The following is a 17,140-nucleotide window of genomic DNA, read 5'->3' as shown; positions in this document are numbered from 1 at the left end:
CGCTCCACGGGCGTCAGGCAGCATGTGGGGACCACCGGTGAGGGATGGCCGAAAAGGGCAGTGCTCGAAGATGCACATCCGTTTCTCCGACGCTTATCCGCACCCTGAACCACCGATCCACAGCAACCAGTTGATCAAGGACGCCGATGACCGACACACCGGTGGCGCTGATCGTGTTCCTCGCCTTGGGTACCGTCGCCGTCGTTCTGGCCCTCCTCCTGGTGCGCTCGCGGCAGGAGTTGAGCAGGTCGCAGCTGCACTCGGAGGCGACCGAGACGGAGCTCGAAGGCGCGTCGCGGTACGCCGCGGACCTCTCGGCGAGGTTCCAGGCCGTGGAGGCCGAGCTGAGGCACCTGGTGAACACCCGCATACCGGAACTGGCCACATCGCTCGCCCACACCAACGTCCCCGTCCCGGGTCCGCTGGGCGCCGCGACGCTCAGCCCGGATCTGGACCGTTCCATCGACGCCGTGCTCTCGCAGGTCAGGGAGGAGGTCACCAGGGAGCGTAACCGGGTCGACGCCGCCGCCCAGGCGACGATGCGCGGTGCGACCACGACCATCCAGGCGCTGCTCTACCAGCTTCAGACGCTGCTCCAGCGGATGCAGGAGAAGTACGAGGACCCCCTCGTCGCCGAGGACCTGCTCTCCGCCGACTTCCTCAACGAGCAGGCGCTGCGCCGCATCCAGTCGACCGCGGTGGTCTGCGGGGCATGGCCGGGACTGACGAGGGACAACTCGCACCTCGCGGACGTCGTCGTCGGCGCCTCGTCCAGGCTCAGCGGCTATGAACGCGTCCAGGTGAGCAATCTCCTGCGCGACCCGGTCGGCGTGATCGCCCGCGCGGTCGAGCCGGTCGCGGTGACGCTGACGGAGCTGATGGCGAACGCGCTCCACTACTCGCACCCCGAACTGCCCGTCGTCGTCACGCTTCAGCAGGGCAACCGCGGCGTATCGGTGATCATCGACGACGCGGGCGTGGGCATGAACGCCGAGGAACTCAAGCGCGCCAAGCGGCTGATGTCGGGCGACGAGGCGATCCTGATCACCGAGCTCGGCGACCCTCCGCGCAACGGATTCGCGGCCATCGGGCAGCTCGTGCGCCAGTACGGATTCAGCACGCACGTGGAGCCCTCCCCGTACGGGGGTGTGCGGGCGATCGTGCACATACCCGGCGAGCCGCTGCTCACGCTGCTCGACGAGGCGGAGTATCCGAGGTCGGTGATGGCGCCGACGCCGCCGTACGGCACGCCGGTGCTGCCGGGGCATGCGGACTCGGCCCTCTCCGCGCCGGTCCCGTCACGGGGCGTCGGCGCGGGCACGCCGTCCGGCCCGGCGGGCACGGGCGCGGAGGAGCTGCCGCGCCGTCGCCGGCGGGGCCGTGCGGACGCGGAGGAGAAGGCGGGCGAGGCGCGCGGCGCGGGCACCGCGGAATCCGCCGAGTCCGCCGGTTCCGCCCCGGCGCGGAGCCTGCCCGGGGGCACGGCGCCGGACCAGCATCGGCAGGGACCGGGCTCCGGAGCGGGTTCCGCCTCCGCGGGCGCCTCCGCAACTCGCGCCTCCGGCACGCCCGTTGCCCCGCCCTCGACACCGGAGGAGAGCGCCGAACGCTGGTCCGCGTTCCAGAGGGGCACGGCCTCCGGACGGGCAGCGGTCGGTACGGGCGGCGCGAGCGCGCCGGGCCGCACCGACGACACGACCGACCCGGGCCATACGGCCGCCCCGAGCGACTCGGCCACCACGAGCGATACGGGCGACGCGAGCGGAACCGGCGGAACCGGCAGCACCACCACCGGCAACACCCGCAACACCCGCAACACCGGCGAGACAAGACACGAGACCAGAGAGACAAGCGACAACGGCGGGGCAGGCGGCGACTCCAGCGACGCAGGCCCCGGCGCATCCGAAGGGAACCAGCCCGCATGACCACCCCAGCGCGCCGCCCCGTACGAGAGGACACCTCCTGGGTTCTCACTCCGCTCCTCGAACTGCCGCATGTGATACATGCGGCGGTCATCTCCGGCGACGGTCTCATCGAGGGCCGTTCGCCGGACCTGGAACGGGATTCCGCGGAGGGCGTCGCCGCGATGCTCTCCGCGCTTCAGGGCGCGGCCCGTACGACGACGGCGGCGTTCGCGGGGGACCACCAGGTCGAGCTGCGTCAGACCGTCATCGAGTCCGACCGGGGCTGGGTCTTCGCGATACCCGCCGGGCAGAACACGTGCCTCGCGGTCTTCGCCGGCCCGGAGGTCAACATGGGCGTCGTCACGCACCAGATGCACGTCCAGGTCGCCAGCCTGGGCTCCAAGGCCATGGGCAGCCCCACACGGAGCGACAGTCCGGAATGAACCCGCCGCCACGTGACCAGCGACGTCTGGTGCCCGCGTATCTGGCCACGACCGGACGTGCGCGGCCCAGCCGCAACACGTTCGACCGCCTCACGGTGCTGCACGCCCCGGACGACCCCGCGGGCAGCGGCCTGCGTCCGGAACAGCGGCGCCTGCTGGAGCTGCTTCAGCCGGGACCGCTGTCCCTCGCGGAGGCCGCCGCCCATCTGAGGTTGCCCGTCAGCGTCGTGAAGGTCATGGTGGCCGATCTGGTCGATGCGGGCCGTCTGTCGGCCCGCGCCCCCGTACCCGACGCCGAACTGCCGGAGCGGCAGATTCTGGAGAAGGTTCTCGATGGACTCCGCACTCTCAGGTCCTCGCGATGACGAGCCCGGTGGCGAAAGCGGCACCCGGACTGCCGGGGGCACCGGCACGGACACCTGCACCGGCCCGGCCCCTCTGCCCCCGCCGGAGGCCGTGGCCCACCTCGACGGGGAGCGCACCCAGACCCTGGTGAAGCTGCTGGTGGCAGGCCCGTTCGGCGTCGGCAAGACCACGTTCATCCGCTCCCTGTCCGAGACCGAGCCGCTGCACACCGAGGAGGTGATGACCAGCGGCAGCGCGGCGGTCGACGACCTGTCGGGGATCCGGGAGAAGTCCATGACGACGGTGGCGATCGACTTCGGGCGGCTGACGCTGCCCGGTGATCTGGTGCTGTACATGTTCGGCACGCCCGGCCAGCGCCGGTTCTCGCCGCTGTGGCAGGACATCTCGCGCGGCGCGCTGGGCGCTCTCGTGCTCGCCGACACCCGGCGCCTGTCTGACTCCTTCGAAGTGATGGACATGATCGAGGACGCGGGTCTGCGCTACGCGGTCGCCGTCAACTCCTTTCCGGACTCCCCTTCTCACCACACCACCACCCTCCGCGACCATCTCGACCTGCTGCCCGACACACCGCTGGTGCTGTGCGACGCACGCGACCGCGACCAGGCCACGGACGCGCTGATCGGACTCGTGGGCCACGTGCTCGCCCTCACGCCCCAGGAGACCCCGTGACCCCCGCCCCCGAACCGGGCGCCTCCGCCGCGGACCCGTCCGCTCCCGACGCCCCGGACGCCACCGAACCGGGCACCCCGCACTCCGGCCCGCCGGATCGCGCACCGTCGGACCCCGCATCGCCGGACCCCGAACCGTCCGGCCCCGACCCCTCCCGCTCCCGTCCGCCGGACCCGTCGAAGGGCGTCATGCCCTCGCCCGGAAGCGAATCGCACCACGAGCTGGAGCAGTTGTACGGGCCGGAGTTCGCCGCCGATCCGCAGGGCGCGTACGAGAGGCTGCGCCGGTACGGCCCGATCGCCCCCGTCGAGATCTCGCCCGGCGTCACGGCGATGCTGGTCACCGAATACCGCGCCGCGATCGATCTGCTGCACGACACGGTCACCTGGTCCAAGGACCCGCGTACGTGGCAGAAGACGCTGCCCGAGGACTCGCCCATCCTCCCGATGATCGGCTGGCGTCCGAACGTCATGTTCAACGACGGGGAAGTGCACGCCCGTTACCGCCAGGCGATCACCGACGCCTTCGACCGCGTACCTCCGCACGAGCTGCGCGCGATGGTGGTGAGCATCTCCGACTCCCTCATCGCCGGGTTCGGTGCGGACGGAGAGGCCGATCTGGTGGGGCAGTTCGCGCGGCTGCTGCCGCTGAAGCTCTTCAACCGCCTCTTCGGGCTGCCCGATTCCTACAGCGAGCGCCTCATCCGGTCCCTCGCCGGAATGATGGAGGGCGACCCGAAGGAGGCGTCGGAGGCGAACGACGAGTTCCAGGGCTACATGAACGAGCTGATCACGGCCAAGAAGCAGGTACGCGGCCGGGATCTGACCTCGTGGTTCCTGGATCACCCCGTGGACCTCAGCGACGAAGAGGTCACCCACCAGATGGTGCTCACCATGGCCGCCGGACACGAGCCGACGACCAATCTCATCGGCAACGCGCTCGCCCGCATGCTCACCGACGACCGCTACTACAGCACGCTGTCCGGCGGCGCCCTGACCCCGCGCGACGCCATCCAGGACGTCCTGCTGAACGATCCGCCGATATGCAACTACTCGGCGCACTTCCCCAAGCGGGACGTGTACTTCCACGGCACCTGGATCCGTACGGGGCAGCTCGTCATGGTCTCGTACGCGGCGGCGGGCGCGGCCCACGGCCGTACCGGGGCGGGGGCGGGCGCAGGCGGCAGCGGTTCGAGCGGCTCCGGCGGCGGGGCCCACCTCGCATGGTCGGCGGGGCCGCACTCCTGCCCCGTGCCACGGGCCGCGCTGCTGATCGCGACCACCGCGATCGAGCGGCTCTGCGCCTGGCTGTCGGACATCGAGCTGACCGTTCCGCACGACCGGCTCACATACCGGCCGGGGCCGTTCCACCGCGCCCTGACACAGCTGCCCGCACGATTCACTCCGATCAGCCCCGACCAGGCAGGAGCCACTCCATGGGACAGCAGGGACAGAGGACACGGCGGGGGCGTCAGTCCCGAGGAGGAGAGCAGGCCCGCGCCGTAGCCCCGCAGCCCGTCCCCATCGACCCGGCCGGACGCGAGATCCACGCGGAGGCGGACCGCCTGCGCGACTTAGGACCGGCCTCCCTTGTGGAGCTGCCCGCCGGCATCCGGGCCTGGTCCGTCAACAGCTTCGACCTGCTCAAGCGCCTGCTGACCGACGACCGGGTCTCCAAGGACCCGCGGCAGCACTGGCCGGCCTGGCAGCGCGGCGAGTTCCACGACACGTGGATACGTTCCTGGGTGGGCGTGACCAACATGTTCACCTCGTACGGCGCGGAACACCGCCGGCTGCGCAAGCTCGTCGCCCCGGCGTTCACCGGCCGCCGTACGGAGGCGATGCTTCCGCGAGTCGAGCGCATCACCGGCGAACTCCTCGACGCCATGGCCGAGTCGCCCCGCGGCGAGCCCGTCGACCTGCGCAGCGCCTATGCGCATCCGCTGCCGATGAGCGTGATCTGCGAGCTGTTCGGCATCCCGGCAGAGCAGCGCCCCGGTATGGCCCGTCTCGTCGAGCGCATCATGGACACCTCCGCGTCGCCGGAGGAGGCGGCCCGTACGGCGGAGGACGTGCAGAGCACCTTCGGCGCGCTCGTCGCGCTCAAGCGGGAGGAGCCCGGCGAGGACCTGACGAGCGTGCTGGTCTCCGCCCGTGACGAGACAGGTTCGAAGCTCTCCGAAGCCGAGCTGCTCGACACGCTCCTGCTCGTCATCGGCGCGGGCCACGAGACGACGGTGAACCTGATCGGCAACGCCGTGCACGCCCTGCTGACCCACCCCGGCCAGCTGGAACTCGTCCGCGAGGGCAGCGTCTCGTGGAACGACGTCATCGAGGAGACGCTGCGCTGGGCGCCGAGCATCGCCTCGCTGCCGCTGCGTTACGCGGTGGAGGACATCGAACTCCCGGAGGACGCCCACGAGTCGGCGCGACACGACCGGCACCCGGGCACAGGCCCCGCCTCCGGCACCGGCCAGGACCCGCGCCCCGCCCCCGCTTCCACCTCCGACTCCGGTCCCAACTCCGCCTCCGGGCCCGCCTCCGGCTCCCGCTCCGACCGCACCGTCACGATCCGTCAGGGCGACCCGATACTCGCCACGTACGCCGCGGCGGGACGCGATCCCGGCAGACACGGCGCCACCGCGGGGGAGTTCGACGTCCGGCGCACGGACGTGGAGCACCTGTCGTTCGGACACGGCGTGCACTTCTGCCTGGGCGCTCCCCTCGCGCGCATGGAAGCCCGTACTGCGCTCCCGGCGCTCTTCGAGCGCTTCCCCGAGCTGTGCCTGGCCGTCCCGCAGGAGGAGTTGCAGCAGGTGGAGTCCTTCATCGCGCACGGCTACCGCACGCTGCCCGTACTGCTGCACGGCCCTCGCCGAGCGGGCTGACGGCCCGGCGTCCGTCGCCGCCGCGACCCTTGCCGCGGCGGCCGGTCCGCGCCCGCCCGGTCCGCGCCCACCCGGTCCTCCACGGCCGGACCGCCCTCCCATCCGATACGTACCGCGATGTCCGGTACGGGATGACCGGCCGCCATGCCCAATACCACACCAACCGCCCCTGTTCCGTGAGAAGTTCGAAGGAGTCGTAGAGGAGCTGGGGCCTTGATGACGTATAGCTGACAAGCAAGGCAGACTGACCCCTGCGGGAGTGGAATGAAAAGCGCAGGGGGCCATCATGGCGGCGGGCGCCGAGGGGAACATCGGCCGCGGGACCGAGCAACCGGAGCACCGGCTGTGCTTCACGGTGCTCGGACCGGTCCGAGCCCGCCGCGGCGACCGTGAGCTGCACATGGGCTCCCCGCAGCAACGCGCGTTGCTGGGCGCCCTGTTGCTGCGCGGCGGACACACCGCGACGGCCGAGGAGCTGATCGACGCCCTGTGGGGCGAGGACCCGCCGGACCAGGCGAAGGCCGCGCTGCGCACATACGCCTCACGCATCCGCAAGGCGCTCGGCGACGACGCGGACCTGCTGGTCAGCGAGTCCGGCGGCTATGCGATCCGCACCGGCCGTGCCGTCTCCGAGGTCGTGCTGGACCTCGACGTCGCCACCGCGCACGTCTCCGACGCCGAGAAGTGCGTGGCGAGCGGCGACCGTTCACGCGCACGCGACGGCTACGCCGCGGCGCTGGCGCGGTGGAGCGGCGAACCGCTGGCGAGCGTGCCGGGACCGTTCGCCGAGCGGCAGCGCAGCGCGCTGTCCGAGTGGCACCTCACCCTTCAGGAACACCGCATCGACCTGGACCTCCAACTGGCCTGCCACACCGAGGCGATAGGCGAGCTGACGGCCCTGACCGCAGCCCACCCGATGCGCGAGAGGCTGCGCGAGCTGCTCATGCTGGCTCTCTACCGCAGCGGCCGTCAGGCGGAGGCGCTGGCGGTCTTCGCCGACACCAGACGCCTGCTCGCCGAAGAGCTCGGCGTCGACCCCTGCTCCGACCTGATCACCCTCCACCAGCGCATCCTGGAAGCGGACGACAGCCTCGTCCTCGTCCCGGAGGAACCGCCGGACCCCGCCACGCCCAAGCCGGCGCTTCCGGCTCAACTGCCCGCCGCCGTCGCCGACTTCACCGGCCGGGCGGCCTTCGTCGCCGAGCTGAAGGACCAACTCGCCCAGGCCGAGGGCACGGTGATGGCGGTCTCCGCCGTCGCGGGCATCGGCGGCGTCGGCAAGACGACCCTCGCGGTGCACGTGGCGCACGCCGCCGCCGAGTACTTCCCCGACGGTCAGCTGTATGTGGACCTTCAGGGAGCCGGCCCCTCGGCCAGCGAACCCGAGGCGGTGCTGGGCGCGTTCCTGCGCTCGCTGGGCATAGAGGACTCGGGCATCCCCGAAGGCGTCGAGGAGAGGTCGGCGCTCTTCCGCTCGCTGCTGTCGGGCCGCCGCATACTCACGCTGCTCGACAACGCCCGCGACGCCGCGCAGGTACGTCCTCTCCTCGCGGGAGCCGCCGGCTGCGCGGCCCTGGTCACCAGCCGCATCCGCATGGTCGACCTGGCCGGAGCGCAGCTCATCGACCTCGATGTCATGAGCCCCGACGAGGCGATGACGCTCTTCACCCGCATCGTCGGCGAAGAGCGGGTCACCGCGGAGCGGAAGGCGGCCATGGCCGTCGTCGGCGCCTGCGGCTTCCTCCCGCTGGCCATCCGTATCGCCGCCGCCCGGCTCGCGTCCCGCCGCACCTGGACGGTCGCCACGCTCGCCGAGAAGCTCGCCGACGAACGCCGCCGGCTCGACGAACTCCAGGTCGGCGACCAGGCCGTCAAGGCCACCTTCGAGCTCGGCTACGGACAGCTCGACGCCGAACAGGCCCGCGGATTCCGCCTGTTGGGCCTCGCCGACGGACCCGACGTCTCCGTGCACGCCGCGGCCGCCCTGCTCGACCGCTCCGCCGAGAACACCGAGTCCCTGCTGGAGTCCCTGGTCGACGCGTCGCTGCTGGAGTCGGCGGCGCCGGGCCGCTACCGCTTCCACGACCTGGTGCGCCTCTTCGCCCGCGCGTGCGCCGAGCGCGACGAACAGCCGCCGTCGGAGAGGGAAGCGGCCTGCTCCCGGCTCCTGGACTTCTATCTCGCCACCGCGAAGAGCGTCTTCGCCCTGGAGCGCCCCGGCGAACGCCTCGTCGACTTCCTGGAGCACACCGAGACACCCGGTCTGCAATTCACCGACCAGACCTCCGCCATCGACTGGCTCTTCGCCGAGTCCGCCTGCTTCCTGGCGGCTGCGCGCCAGCTCGGCAAGGGCAACACGCTCCGCAGGGCCGTCGATCTGCTGCTCGCGACGAGCGATCTGGCGGAGGCCGGCATCAACGTGCGGCAGTACGAGCAGGCGGCACAGGAACTCAAGGAGGCAGCGGGTGCGGCCGGGGACACCCGTGCGGAGGCCCGCGGCCGCACCATCCTGACCGGGCTGCACCTGACGACGGGCTCCTTCGCCGAGGCCGACGAGGAAGCCCGCATGGCGGGCGTGCTGGGCGCCGAGGCGGACGACCCGATCTCCTCCTCCTACGCCCTCAACGACCGGGGAATCGTTGCCAATTACCAGGGGCGCCACGAGGACGCCGAGGAGTATCTGACCCAGGCGCTGCGCACCTTCCAGGGCTATGGCAACCAGCCGTCCGAGGCCAGCGCGCTGTGCAACATCGCCCGGGCCCACATCGGCACGGGACGGGCCGACAGCGCCGTCGCCCTCGCCGAGCAGGCAGTCGCCGTCTACCGGCGGCTCGACATGTCGATGCGGCTGGCCAACGGCCTCTACGCGCTGGGCATCGCCCTCACCGCGGCCGTGCGGCTCAGCGAGGCCGAGCGGGAGTTCCTGGAGGCGCTGAAGATCTTCCGGCACAGCCGCCAGCAACTGTGGGAGGGCATGACCCACTTCCGGCTCGCCGAGGTCTATCTCGCCTCCCACCAGGCCGCGTCGGCCGCGGGCCAGGCGGAACAGGCGCTCGCGCTGCGCGGCATCGGGGGCGAATGGCGGCGCGGCACCGTCCTGGTGGCGCTCGGCAAGTCCCTGGAGCTGCTGCACCAGTCGGACAGGGCCCGCGCGTGCTGGCGGGAGGCGCTCGGCATCTTCGACAAGCTCGGGACGGACGAGGCCGACGAGGTAAGAGCCCTGCTCACGGCGCCCGTTCTGGCATAAACGCGGCAGCATATGGAACGTTCATCAATCGTTTATCCTGTCCAGCCATTCTTCTGATGTCGGTTCCCGCCGCGTCGGGGGGCAGGCGGGCCGCACAGGGGGAAAGCCGCACTCGCTGTTTCTGGGAAGTGCGGCTATGCAACGGCCGTCCGGCAGTGCTCGGGGGAGCTGCCGGACGCGTCGTACCGCATTTTTTCGATCAGCCCAGGGAGCAACGCCATGAGTGCAAACGATCTGAAGGTTCAGGAGAAGGAGCCCGTCGAGACCGAAGAGGTCCCGGAGGAAGACCTCGTCACGAAGGACCGTCACCAGTCCATCAACCCGGCCGGCGAGTCCGCCGAGTCGGAGGACGAGGAAGCGGCCGACGACGACCTCAGGGTGATGGACCGCCACCAGTCCAGCAGCCCGGCCGACTGAGGCGCGAGGCAACTCCGGAGGCGAGAAGTGGGCGCCTGCCGGCGGCTCGGAGGGGGAGCCGCCGACGGGCGCCCACGTGTCCGTGCGCTCCGTGTACGCGCACATCACAGCGGGTATTCGGTGATTGCCGCATTCAGGCAATACCGCGAACCGACTTCTGATCCCGGGCTGGAGGAATCTGTGGGGAAACCGCGAAGGATCACGGCCATATGCGCGCTCACCGCCGCGCTGTTGGCACTCTCGGCCGCTCCCGCACTCGCCGACCGGCATCAGACCTCCGAACAGGCCTTCTCCGAGCCGGGCTTGTCCGGACTGACCGTCCCCGACAGGCACCAGACCTTCGCGCCGCACATGCCCGGGAAGACGACGCCCGCCTGACGTGACGGCGCGCAAGCGCCCGTGGCGCCGGCGCCCCGGATGCCGGGCCCCTTTCACGGACTTCACGGATCCCCGGGACTCCACTGACTTCACGTTTCGCGGACTCCACGGACACCACGGACTTCACTGACGCCGCCGCGTATCCCGCGTTCCGTTCCGTGCGTCCCGTCTTCCGTCCGTCAACTCACCGACTCCACCCGGCAGTCGGACACGTCGCCGATCCGCCGCGGGTGCGCCATCCGTACGTCCACGGGCGCGCTGTCCCTGCCGCGCACCCTCACCTCGGCCGAGCCCGAGTCGACGTAAGTCCCCGCCGAGTCAAGGAACTCGACCTTCACTGTGTACGTCCTGGTGCGGCTCTTCGGATTGCGGACCTCCACCTCGGCCTTCGCCTCGCTGCCGCTCTGCGGCGCGCACCGCGTGACGGTCCCGTAAGCGGCGCCGTTCCCGGTGCTCCCGTGCCGCGAGCCGGTGGTCCCGGGGGTCCCGGTGCCGCTGCCGTTGTCCGTATCCGTGTCGCTGCCGTAATGGTCGTCGCTCCTCACGCCGCTGTTGTGGCTGCTGGAGCTCGAACTGCTGCAACCGCCCGACTTGCCGATGCTGCGATGGCCCCCGCCCTTGCGGGCCGGACCGCTGAATCCGCTGATCGCCACCAGCACCACGGCGACCGCGGCGACGAGCTTCAGATGGCGCGACTTGCGACGTGACATGAATGGAACCCCCGGTCTGGTCATGAGCATTGAGGCCGCTGCCCCGTGCGGGGACGCCGTCAGGTGGCCGGGGGGTTCCGCCCGGCGTAACGTTTCGTACGGGACGGCGCACTCTGCGGCGCCCCCCTGCTTCCGGATCCGCGACGCGCGGAGGAAGAGGAAGCGGCCCCGGCGCCGGAAACGAGGCGAAGCCGATGGTCCGGAACCTGCTCGGCGTCCTGCTGGCTCTCGCCGGAGCGGCCCTGGCCGTCTGGAGCCCCTTCAACCCCTGGTACGCGGGCAGGCTCGGCCGTGATTACCGGACCGGCGAGCTGTTCGGCTCCACCGGGATCACCGGCACTCAGGCCGCCTTGTGGACGGGCCTGTTCGTGCCCATGCTGGCCGCCGCGGTGCTCACCCTCCTCGCCGTGCTGCTGCGCTCACGGCTTCTCGTGGCGCTGGCCGGCCTCGTCGTGCTCGGCTTCGCCATCTTGTGGATGGTCCGTCAGGGACAGCAGGCCGGGACCCTCACCGCCGGCGCCGGCGGCCTCGGCGAGGGCTCCGGCTATGCGATCGGCGGCGGCGCGCTTCTTCTCATGGGCGCGCTCGTGATGCGGGGCCGCCGAAGACGCGGACGGCGCCGCAAGGGGCGGCGCGGCGGGCACCACGACGACGGCCGCGCGGTCGCCGTGCCGCCGGGGGACGAGACGTACGGGGACGACTACGGCGGCGAGTACGGCGGCGAGCACGGCGGCGAGTACGGCAGCGAGCACTCCGAAATGCCCCGGCCCTACGGCCCGTTCGGCACGGCGGACGACACTGGGGACGAGCGGGGCGCACACGGCGCCTACCTGGCGGACACCGGGCCCGGCGGCCCTCCGTACGGACAGCCACCGGGACGGCCGCACGGAGGCGGCCGCGATCCCTACGGCGGCGGCACCTATGGCGGCCGTGACCCCTACGAAGACGACTCGACGCCACCGCAGGAGTGGGACCCGTGGGCCGCCGGGGCTCCCGCGCCGCCGCCCGACATCCCGCCCGCGCTGAACGAGCCGCACGGTTCACCGCCCGGCGACTCCGCCGACCAGGCGCCGCAGGGCCCGCAGCGGCAGCCTCCCGCCGGGCCCGACGACGAGGGCCCCGGGCCGCACGACAGCCACCGGCTGCGGGACCGCCCCGACCACCGCGGCGGCGGCACAGGCCGCTGACCGCGGGCCGAGCTGAGCTGAGCTGAGCTGAAGCGCCCGGGCAACCGCCTCGGACGGCTGAAACGGCTCGACGCCCCGGCAGTTCGCCTTCCCCGGCCGTCCCCCTCAATACCCCGGCAGGAACAGGCAGAACGGATGCCCCGCCGGGTCGAAGAGGATCCGTACGCCCTCCTGCGGCTGGTGCTCCGCGACGGTCGCACCCCCGGCCACGGCATGGTCGGAGGCGACATCCAGGTCGTCCACCTCGATGTCGAGGTGGATCATCATCTGCTGGTCGCCGGGCCCGGCCGGCCACACCGGCCTGACGTGCTCGGACTCCTTCTGGAACGAGAGCCCCGGGCCCCCGCCGGGCGCTTCGAGCATCACCCAGTCCGGCTCGTCCCACTTCACCCGCCACCCCATGAGGTGGCCGTAGAAGTCCGCCAGCGCACGCGGATCGGGTGCGCCGAGCACGATCCCGGAGAGTCTTGTACGCGGTCTGCCGCTCACGATGCCTCCTCGCCCTGCGCCCGTACGGCCGCCCGTACGTCGCGCACCGGATCGTCGGCCGGCCGCCGGACCGCACGGACGGAGCGGCCGTCGCCGGGCACCCCTTCCGATCAGCCCTGACGGGCCTGCCCCGTACCCTTCGCCGCATCCAGTGCGTAGACGCAGCGGTCCTTGCTGCACGCGTAGACGACGCCGCGGTCGGCCACCGGCGAGCCGGTGATCTCGCCGCCCGTGGCCAGCTTCCAGCGGAGCTGCCCGCCCACGGCGTCCACCGTGTACAGGCAGTGGTCCGCCGAGCCGAAGTGCACCCGGCCCTCGGCGACGACCGGTGCGCCCACCAGGTCCCCGCCGGCGGCGAAGCGCCACCTCGGCGTGCCGCTGACCGCGTCCAGGGTGTAGAGCGCGCCACCGCTGCCGAGGTGCACGAGCCCGTCGGAGACGACGACCGGCTCCGTGGAGTGCCGCGCCTCCGTCGCGATGCGCCATCTGTCCTGACCGGTCACGGGATCGAGGGCGTAGACCGTGCCGAGGTAGTCGGCGAGATACACCCCGCCGCCCGCGACCGCCGCGCCGTGCACGAAGGCCGGAGGGCTGAGGAAGGCCGCCGGTGCGTCGAACCGCCACCGCTCCGCGCCCCCGGCGCCGTCCAGCGCGTGGACGCGCGCACCCGCGCACACGTACACAACGCCGTCCTCGGCCGGGGTGAGCCGCAGCGGGACGCCCGCGGTGGCCTGCGCGTCGCCGACCGGATACGACCACAGCTCGGCGCCCGTACGGGCCTCAAGGGCGAACAGCCGTCCCTCGCCCCAGGTGTAGACGGTGCCCTCGTGCACGAGCGGCCCGCCCTCGCGGGTCTCGAACTCGGTCTGCGCACCGCCCAGTTCCCAGAGCTTCTCGCCGCTCGACGCCTCCCACGCCTGTACGCCGCCGCCGCGCGTGCCGGTGACGACGGTGCCGCGGTCGACCTGGAGCGAGAACACCCAGCCGTCGGTGGGCAGCCGCCACAGCTCGGAGCCGTCGCGCGCGTCCAGTGCGTAGAGGCTCGGCCCGTCCGAGGCGTGCACCCGGCCGCCCGAAACGGCCATGGACCAGGCCACCTCGCGGGTCCTGAACTGGCGCCGCCCGCTTGCGACATCGAGCGCGTGCACCTCGAAGGAGGTGACGTACAGCAGGTCGTCGGCGACGACGGGGGTGCCCCACACGTCGTTGGACATACGGAAACGCCAGGGACGCCAGCGCTGCGGCTGGGCGTGAGCGGGAGCGGGCGCCGCGGACTCCCCCGCGGAGCCGGGCGCCGCGACCACTCCGGTGGGCCCGGCGAACGGAGGCGGGGCCGCGGCGGTGGCGGCGGGTGGTCCGGTCATGGGCGAGGGCTGCGCGCCGTTCGGCGGGCGCACCCAGCCGGTGGCCGGGCCGGCCGCCTCCGCGCGCACGTCGTCGGAACGGCGCGGGCCGGGCCCGATGGGCACCTGCGAACCCGGCAGCCGTACGGGCGCCGCACCGTCGGGAGCCTCCGGCTGCGCGTGCGGCGCGGCGGCGGCGTTCGCCGGCTGAACGGGAGCGGGCGGCGGCACGGACCCGCCCGCCCGGTCCGGGCGGGCGGACTGCGAGGTGAGCGAGCCGACGGCCGAAGGTCCGCCGGGACCGGCCGGGATGGCGTGCCGTGGCCCGCGCCGCGCACTGCCCGCGGCGTGCGCGGGCGCCGACTGCGCGGCCGGGGCGGCGGCCGCGGGAGGTGCCGAAGCGGGGGACGGCGCCGGCTGCGGGCCGCGTCCGCCGTCCCCCTCGGGCGCCGCGTCCGCGGGGCCGTCCTGGCCGTGAGCGGGACGCCTCGGCGTGGGGCGTGCGCCGCGTTTGCGCTCGATCAGGGCGACCGCTCCCGCGGGCAGCCATGCCGAGGCCGTACCGCTGTCGTCGCCTCCCGAGGAGAAGAGATGCGGGGCCAGCTGTGCCTGGATGTCGGCGGGAGTGGGCCGTTCCTCGGCCGCCATGCGCATACAGGGGTCGATGAGCGGGCGCAGCTCGTCGTTCATGCCCTCCAGGTCGGGCCCGTCGCGCAGCAGCATGAAGACCGTCTCCACGGGGTTCGCGCCGTGAAAGGGCGCGTGCCCGGTGGCGGCGAAGACGAGGGTGGAGGCCAGGGAGAAGATGTCGCTCGCGCCCGTGACGCTGCGGGAGTCCCGTGCCTGCTCGGGCGACATGTACGCGGGTGTGCCGACGGCCACGTTCGTCATCGTCAGGCGCGTGTTCGACACTCCGGACGCGATGCCGAAGTCGATCACCCGGGGCCCGTCCTCGACCACGAGGACGTTGGACGGCTTGAGGTCGCGGTGCACCAGACCCGCGCCGTGGATCGACTGGAGCGCCTCGGCGACTCCCGCCGCGAGCCAGCGGACGGCCTGCACGGGCAGCGGCCCGCATTCGTTGACGATCTCCTCAAGGGAAGGCGCGGGCACGAACGCCGTCGCGAGCCACGGCACCGCCGCCCTCGGATCGGCGTCGACGACGGCGGCGGTGTAGAAGCCGCTGACGGCGCGCGCGGCCTCGACCTCGCGCGTGAAGCGGACACGGAACAGCTGATCCTCGGCGAGCTCGGTCCGTACGGTCTTGATCGCCACACGGCGGCCGGAGGCCGAACGCGCGAGATACACCAGGCCCATGCCACCGGCGCCGAGTCGGCCGAGCACCTCGAACTGCCCGATCCGCCGCGGATCGTGCTGCGTCAGCTGCTCCACCACTTACCTGCCACCTCCCCGTAGGGGCCACTCGACTCCTGCCCCGTGCAGCTTCTCACTGCGGTACCGGACACGCGGTCCACAGGCTGATTCTTCCTGCCCGGGGCGGTGGTTGCGAACCCGGGGGCGGCCCCTTCGGGTCTCCGCAGGCCAAACACCGAAGCGCAAGGCGGCATTCCAGTCCCTGCGCACGTCGTTCCGGTCCCTGCACACATTGTCCCTGCGCACGCGGTCCCGGTCTCCGCGCACGTCGTCGCGGTACGGATCCGGGCCCACCCCGCGCGGCCGCCCGCCCCTCACGCGGCGCCCACGGCCGCGCGCCGGCGGCGTACCGGCCCGGGCCCGCGGGTCACGGGGCCGCGCTTCACGGGGCCGCGCTTCACGGGCTGGGGCCCGCAGGTCACCGGCGCCGGCCCGCGGGGCCGCCGTCCGCCGCCCCCGGCCGATCTCTCCGCCCGTACGGCCATGGCCTGTCGTCCTCCCCTGCTCCGCGCTTGCCCGTCGTCCGTGCCCTGCTCGGTCTGCTGCCCGGCACCGGCCGCGCCAGTCACCCCGGTCGCACCGACCGCGCCGACCGCGCCCGCCGTGCCGGCTGCCCGCCGCCTTCTTCGCCCCCCGGCGTGCGCGGACAGTTCCGCTCGTACGGGCACGCTAGCCGCGTTCGGGATGCCGCGCAGGCCGATGATTCGAACCCGCAGAGTTCTGCCCTCCGGCGCGCCCGCCTGTACGTCTCACCGTGCGTCCGTCTCCATGTGCTCCTGCCCTGTACGTCTGCCCGCTCCGCACGCCGGGACTCGCGCCCCGGGGCCCCGTCCTGACGGGGTCCCGGGCTCCCCCTGACTCCCCGTCCGGCCCGCGGCCCGTGCGGACGGCGCCACCCCATTTGCATGCGGCCGAATCGCGCGCCCGTTCCCCGTCGATAAGCTGACGGCATGACAGGACAAGTTCGAACCGTCGACGGGCGAGTAGCAGGGCGCCGCGGGCAGGCGACGCGGCAGAAGCTGCTCGACTGCCTCGGCGAGATGCTCAGCTCGTCGCCGTATCGCGATGTCAAGGTCATTGACGTCGCACGGCGGGCGGGCACGTCCCCGGCGACCTTCTACCAGTACTTCCCGGACGTCGAGGGCGCGGTCCTCGAGCTTGCCGAGTCCATGGCGAAGGACGGCACCGAGCTCAGCGAGCTGGTGACCGACCGCTCGTGGGCCGGGAAGTCCGGCTGGCGCACGGCCGAGGATCTCGTGGACGGGTTCCTCGCCTTCTGGCGCAAGAACGACGCGATCCTGCGCGTAGTCGACCTGGGCGCGGCCGAGGGCGACAAGCGCTTCTACAAGATCCGCATGAAGGTTCTGAACTCCGTCAACGGCCCGCTGACCGAGTCCATCAAGGACCTCCAGGCCAGGGGCAGGGTGGACAAGGACGTCAACCCGGCGGCCACGGCCGGGGCGCTCGTGATGATGCTGGCCTCCGTGGCGAGCCATCAGAAGGGCTTCCAGACCTGGGGCGTGAAGCAGGCCGAGCTGAAGCCGAATCTGGCGCTGCTGGTGCACCTCGGTGTGACGGGCCGCAAGCCCACGAGATGAACGCTTTCCCGAGATCGTCGAAAAACGTTTCTCCCTGACCTGCCGCCTCGGCCCGAGCAGCCGCTCCGCCGCACACGAGCGGCCCGTCCCGTCCGGCCCGCTCCGTCCGGCCCATCCCGTCCGGTCCG

14 protein-coding genes are annotated in these 17,140 nt (G+C 72.3%); 11 read left to right on the top strand and 3 right to left on the bottom strand.

Annotated elements, in window-relative coordinates; genetic code table 11:
* Window positions 1–146 precede the first annotated feature (146 nt).
* From HCC61_RS16585 to HCC61_RS16540, 9 genes are all read left to right on the top strand, one after another.
* Entirely contained in the window at window positions 147–1,925 is a 1,779-nt protein-coding gene (locus HCC61_RS16585; protein ID WP_206322585.1) for an ATP-binding protein, read from the top strand.
* The gene (locus tag HCC61_RS16580) at window positions 1,922–2,347 is read left to right on the top strand and encodes a roadblock/LC7 domain-containing protein (RefSeq protein ID WP_169136227.1); all 426 of its coding nucleotides are present in this window, start codon (window positions 1,922–1,924) and stop codon (window positions 2,345–2,347) included. Before HCC61_RS16585 ends, HCC61_RS16580 begins: the two co-directional genes overlap by 4 nt.
* Window positions 2,344–2,712, top strand: coding sequence for a DUF742 domain-containing protein (locus tag HCC61_RS16575; protein WP_169136226.1), 369 nt, complete (start codon window positions 2,344–2,346; stop codon window positions 2,710–2,712). The genes HCC61_RS16580 and HCC61_RS16575 overlap by 4 nt, the downstream gene beginning before the upstream one ends.
* Before the next feature lie 91 nt (window positions 2,713–2,803).
* Entirely contained in the window at window positions 2,804–3,382 is a 579-nt protein-coding gene (locus tag HCC61_RS16570; protein ID WP_346777235.1) for an ATP/GTP-binding protein, read from the top strand.
* Window positions 3,379–4,887, top strand: a complete 1,509-nt coding sequence (locus tag HCC61_RS16565) for a cytochrome P450 (RefSeq protein ID WP_346777234.1) — start codon at window positions 3,379–3,381, stop codon at window positions 4,885–4,887. The genes HCC61_RS16570 and HCC61_RS16565 overlap by 4 nt, the downstream gene beginning before the upstream one ends.
* Window positions 4,818–6,269 (top strand): cytochrome P450, encoded by a 1,452-nt coding sequence (locus HCC61_RS30750; protein ID WP_240969043.1) that lies wholly within the window; start codon window positions 4,818–4,820, stop codon window positions 6,267–6,269. The genes HCC61_RS16565 and HCC61_RS30750 overlap by 70 nt, the downstream gene beginning before the upstream one ends.
* Window positions 6,270–6,555: 286 nt before the next feature.
* Window positions 6,556–9,516, top strand: coding sequence for a BTAD domain-containing putative transcriptional regulator (locus HCC61_RS16550; RefSeq protein WP_169136224.1), 2,961 nt, complete (start codon window positions 6,556–6,558; stop codon window positions 9,514–9,516).
* Window positions 9,517–9,735: 219 nt separating this feature from the next.
* Window positions 9,736–9,933 carry a hypothetical protein gene (locus HCC61_RS16545; RefSeq protein ID WP_169136223.1) on the top strand — a complete coding sequence of 66 codons (198 nt, stop codon included), beginning with the start codon at window positions 9,736–9,738 and terminating at the stop codon, window positions 9,931–9,933.
* Between the two features lie 180 nt (window positions 9,934–10,113).
* On the top strand, window positions 10,114–10,311 hold the full coding sequence (locus tag HCC61_RS16540) for a hypothetical protein (protein ID WP_169136222.1): 198 nt from the start codon (window positions 10,114–10,116) through the stop codon (window positions 10,309–10,311).
* 179 nt (window positions 10,312–10,490) lie between these two features.
* Here HCC61_RS16540 and HCC61_RS16535 read toward each other — a convergent pair whose 3' ends face one another.
* On the bottom strand, window positions 10,491–11,021 hold the full coding sequence (locus tag HCC61_RS16535) for a hypothetical protein (protein ID WP_169136221.1): 531 nt from the start codon (window positions 11,019–11,021) through the stop codon (window positions 10,491–10,493).
* A 194-nt stretch (window positions 11,022–11,215) separates the two neighbouring features.
* Between HCC61_RS16535 and HCC61_RS16530 the strand changes: the two genes are divergently transcribed.
* Window positions 11,216–12,208: a hypothetical protein gene (locus tag HCC61_RS16530; RefSeq protein WP_206322584.1), complete on the top strand. Its 993-nt coding sequence runs from the start codon at window positions 11,216–11,218 to the stop codon at window positions 12,206–12,208.
* A 105-nt stretch (window positions 12,209–12,313) separates the two neighbouring features.
* Here the strand turns inward: HCC61_RS16530 and HCC61_RS31230 are convergent, their stop codons facing one another.
* Window positions 12,314–12,697: a VOC family protein gene (locus HCC61_RS31230; protein ID WP_169136220.1), complete on the bottom strand. Its 384-nt coding sequence runs from the start codon at window positions 12,695–12,697 to the stop codon at window positions 12,314–12,316.
* Between the two features lie 110 nt (window positions 12,698–12,807).
* On the bottom strand, window positions 12,808–15,435 hold the full coding sequence (locus tag HCC61_RS16520) for a PQQ-binding-like beta-propeller repeat protein (RefSeq protein WP_169136219.1): 2,628 nt from the start codon (window positions 15,433–15,435) through the stop codon (window positions 12,808–12,810).
* A 929-nt stretch (window positions 15,436–16,364) separates the two neighbouring features.
* Between HCC61_RS16520 and HCC61_RS16515 the strand changes: the two genes are divergently transcribed.
* On the top strand, window positions 16,365–17,012 hold the full coding sequence (locus tag HCC61_RS16515) for a TetR family transcriptional regulator (RefSeq protein WP_169136218.1): 648 nt from the start codon (window positions 16,365–16,367) through the stop codon (window positions 17,010–17,012).
* The last annotated feature ends 128 nt before the right edge of the window (window positions 17,013–17,140 follow it).

The sequence above is a fragment of the Streptomyces sp. HNM0575 genome, from assembly GCF_012726265.1.
Lineage (GTDB): Bacteria > Actinomycetota > Actinomycetes > Streptomycetales > Streptomycetaceae > Streptomyces.
This window is presented reverse-complemented; position numbering and strand designations above follow the sequence as displayed.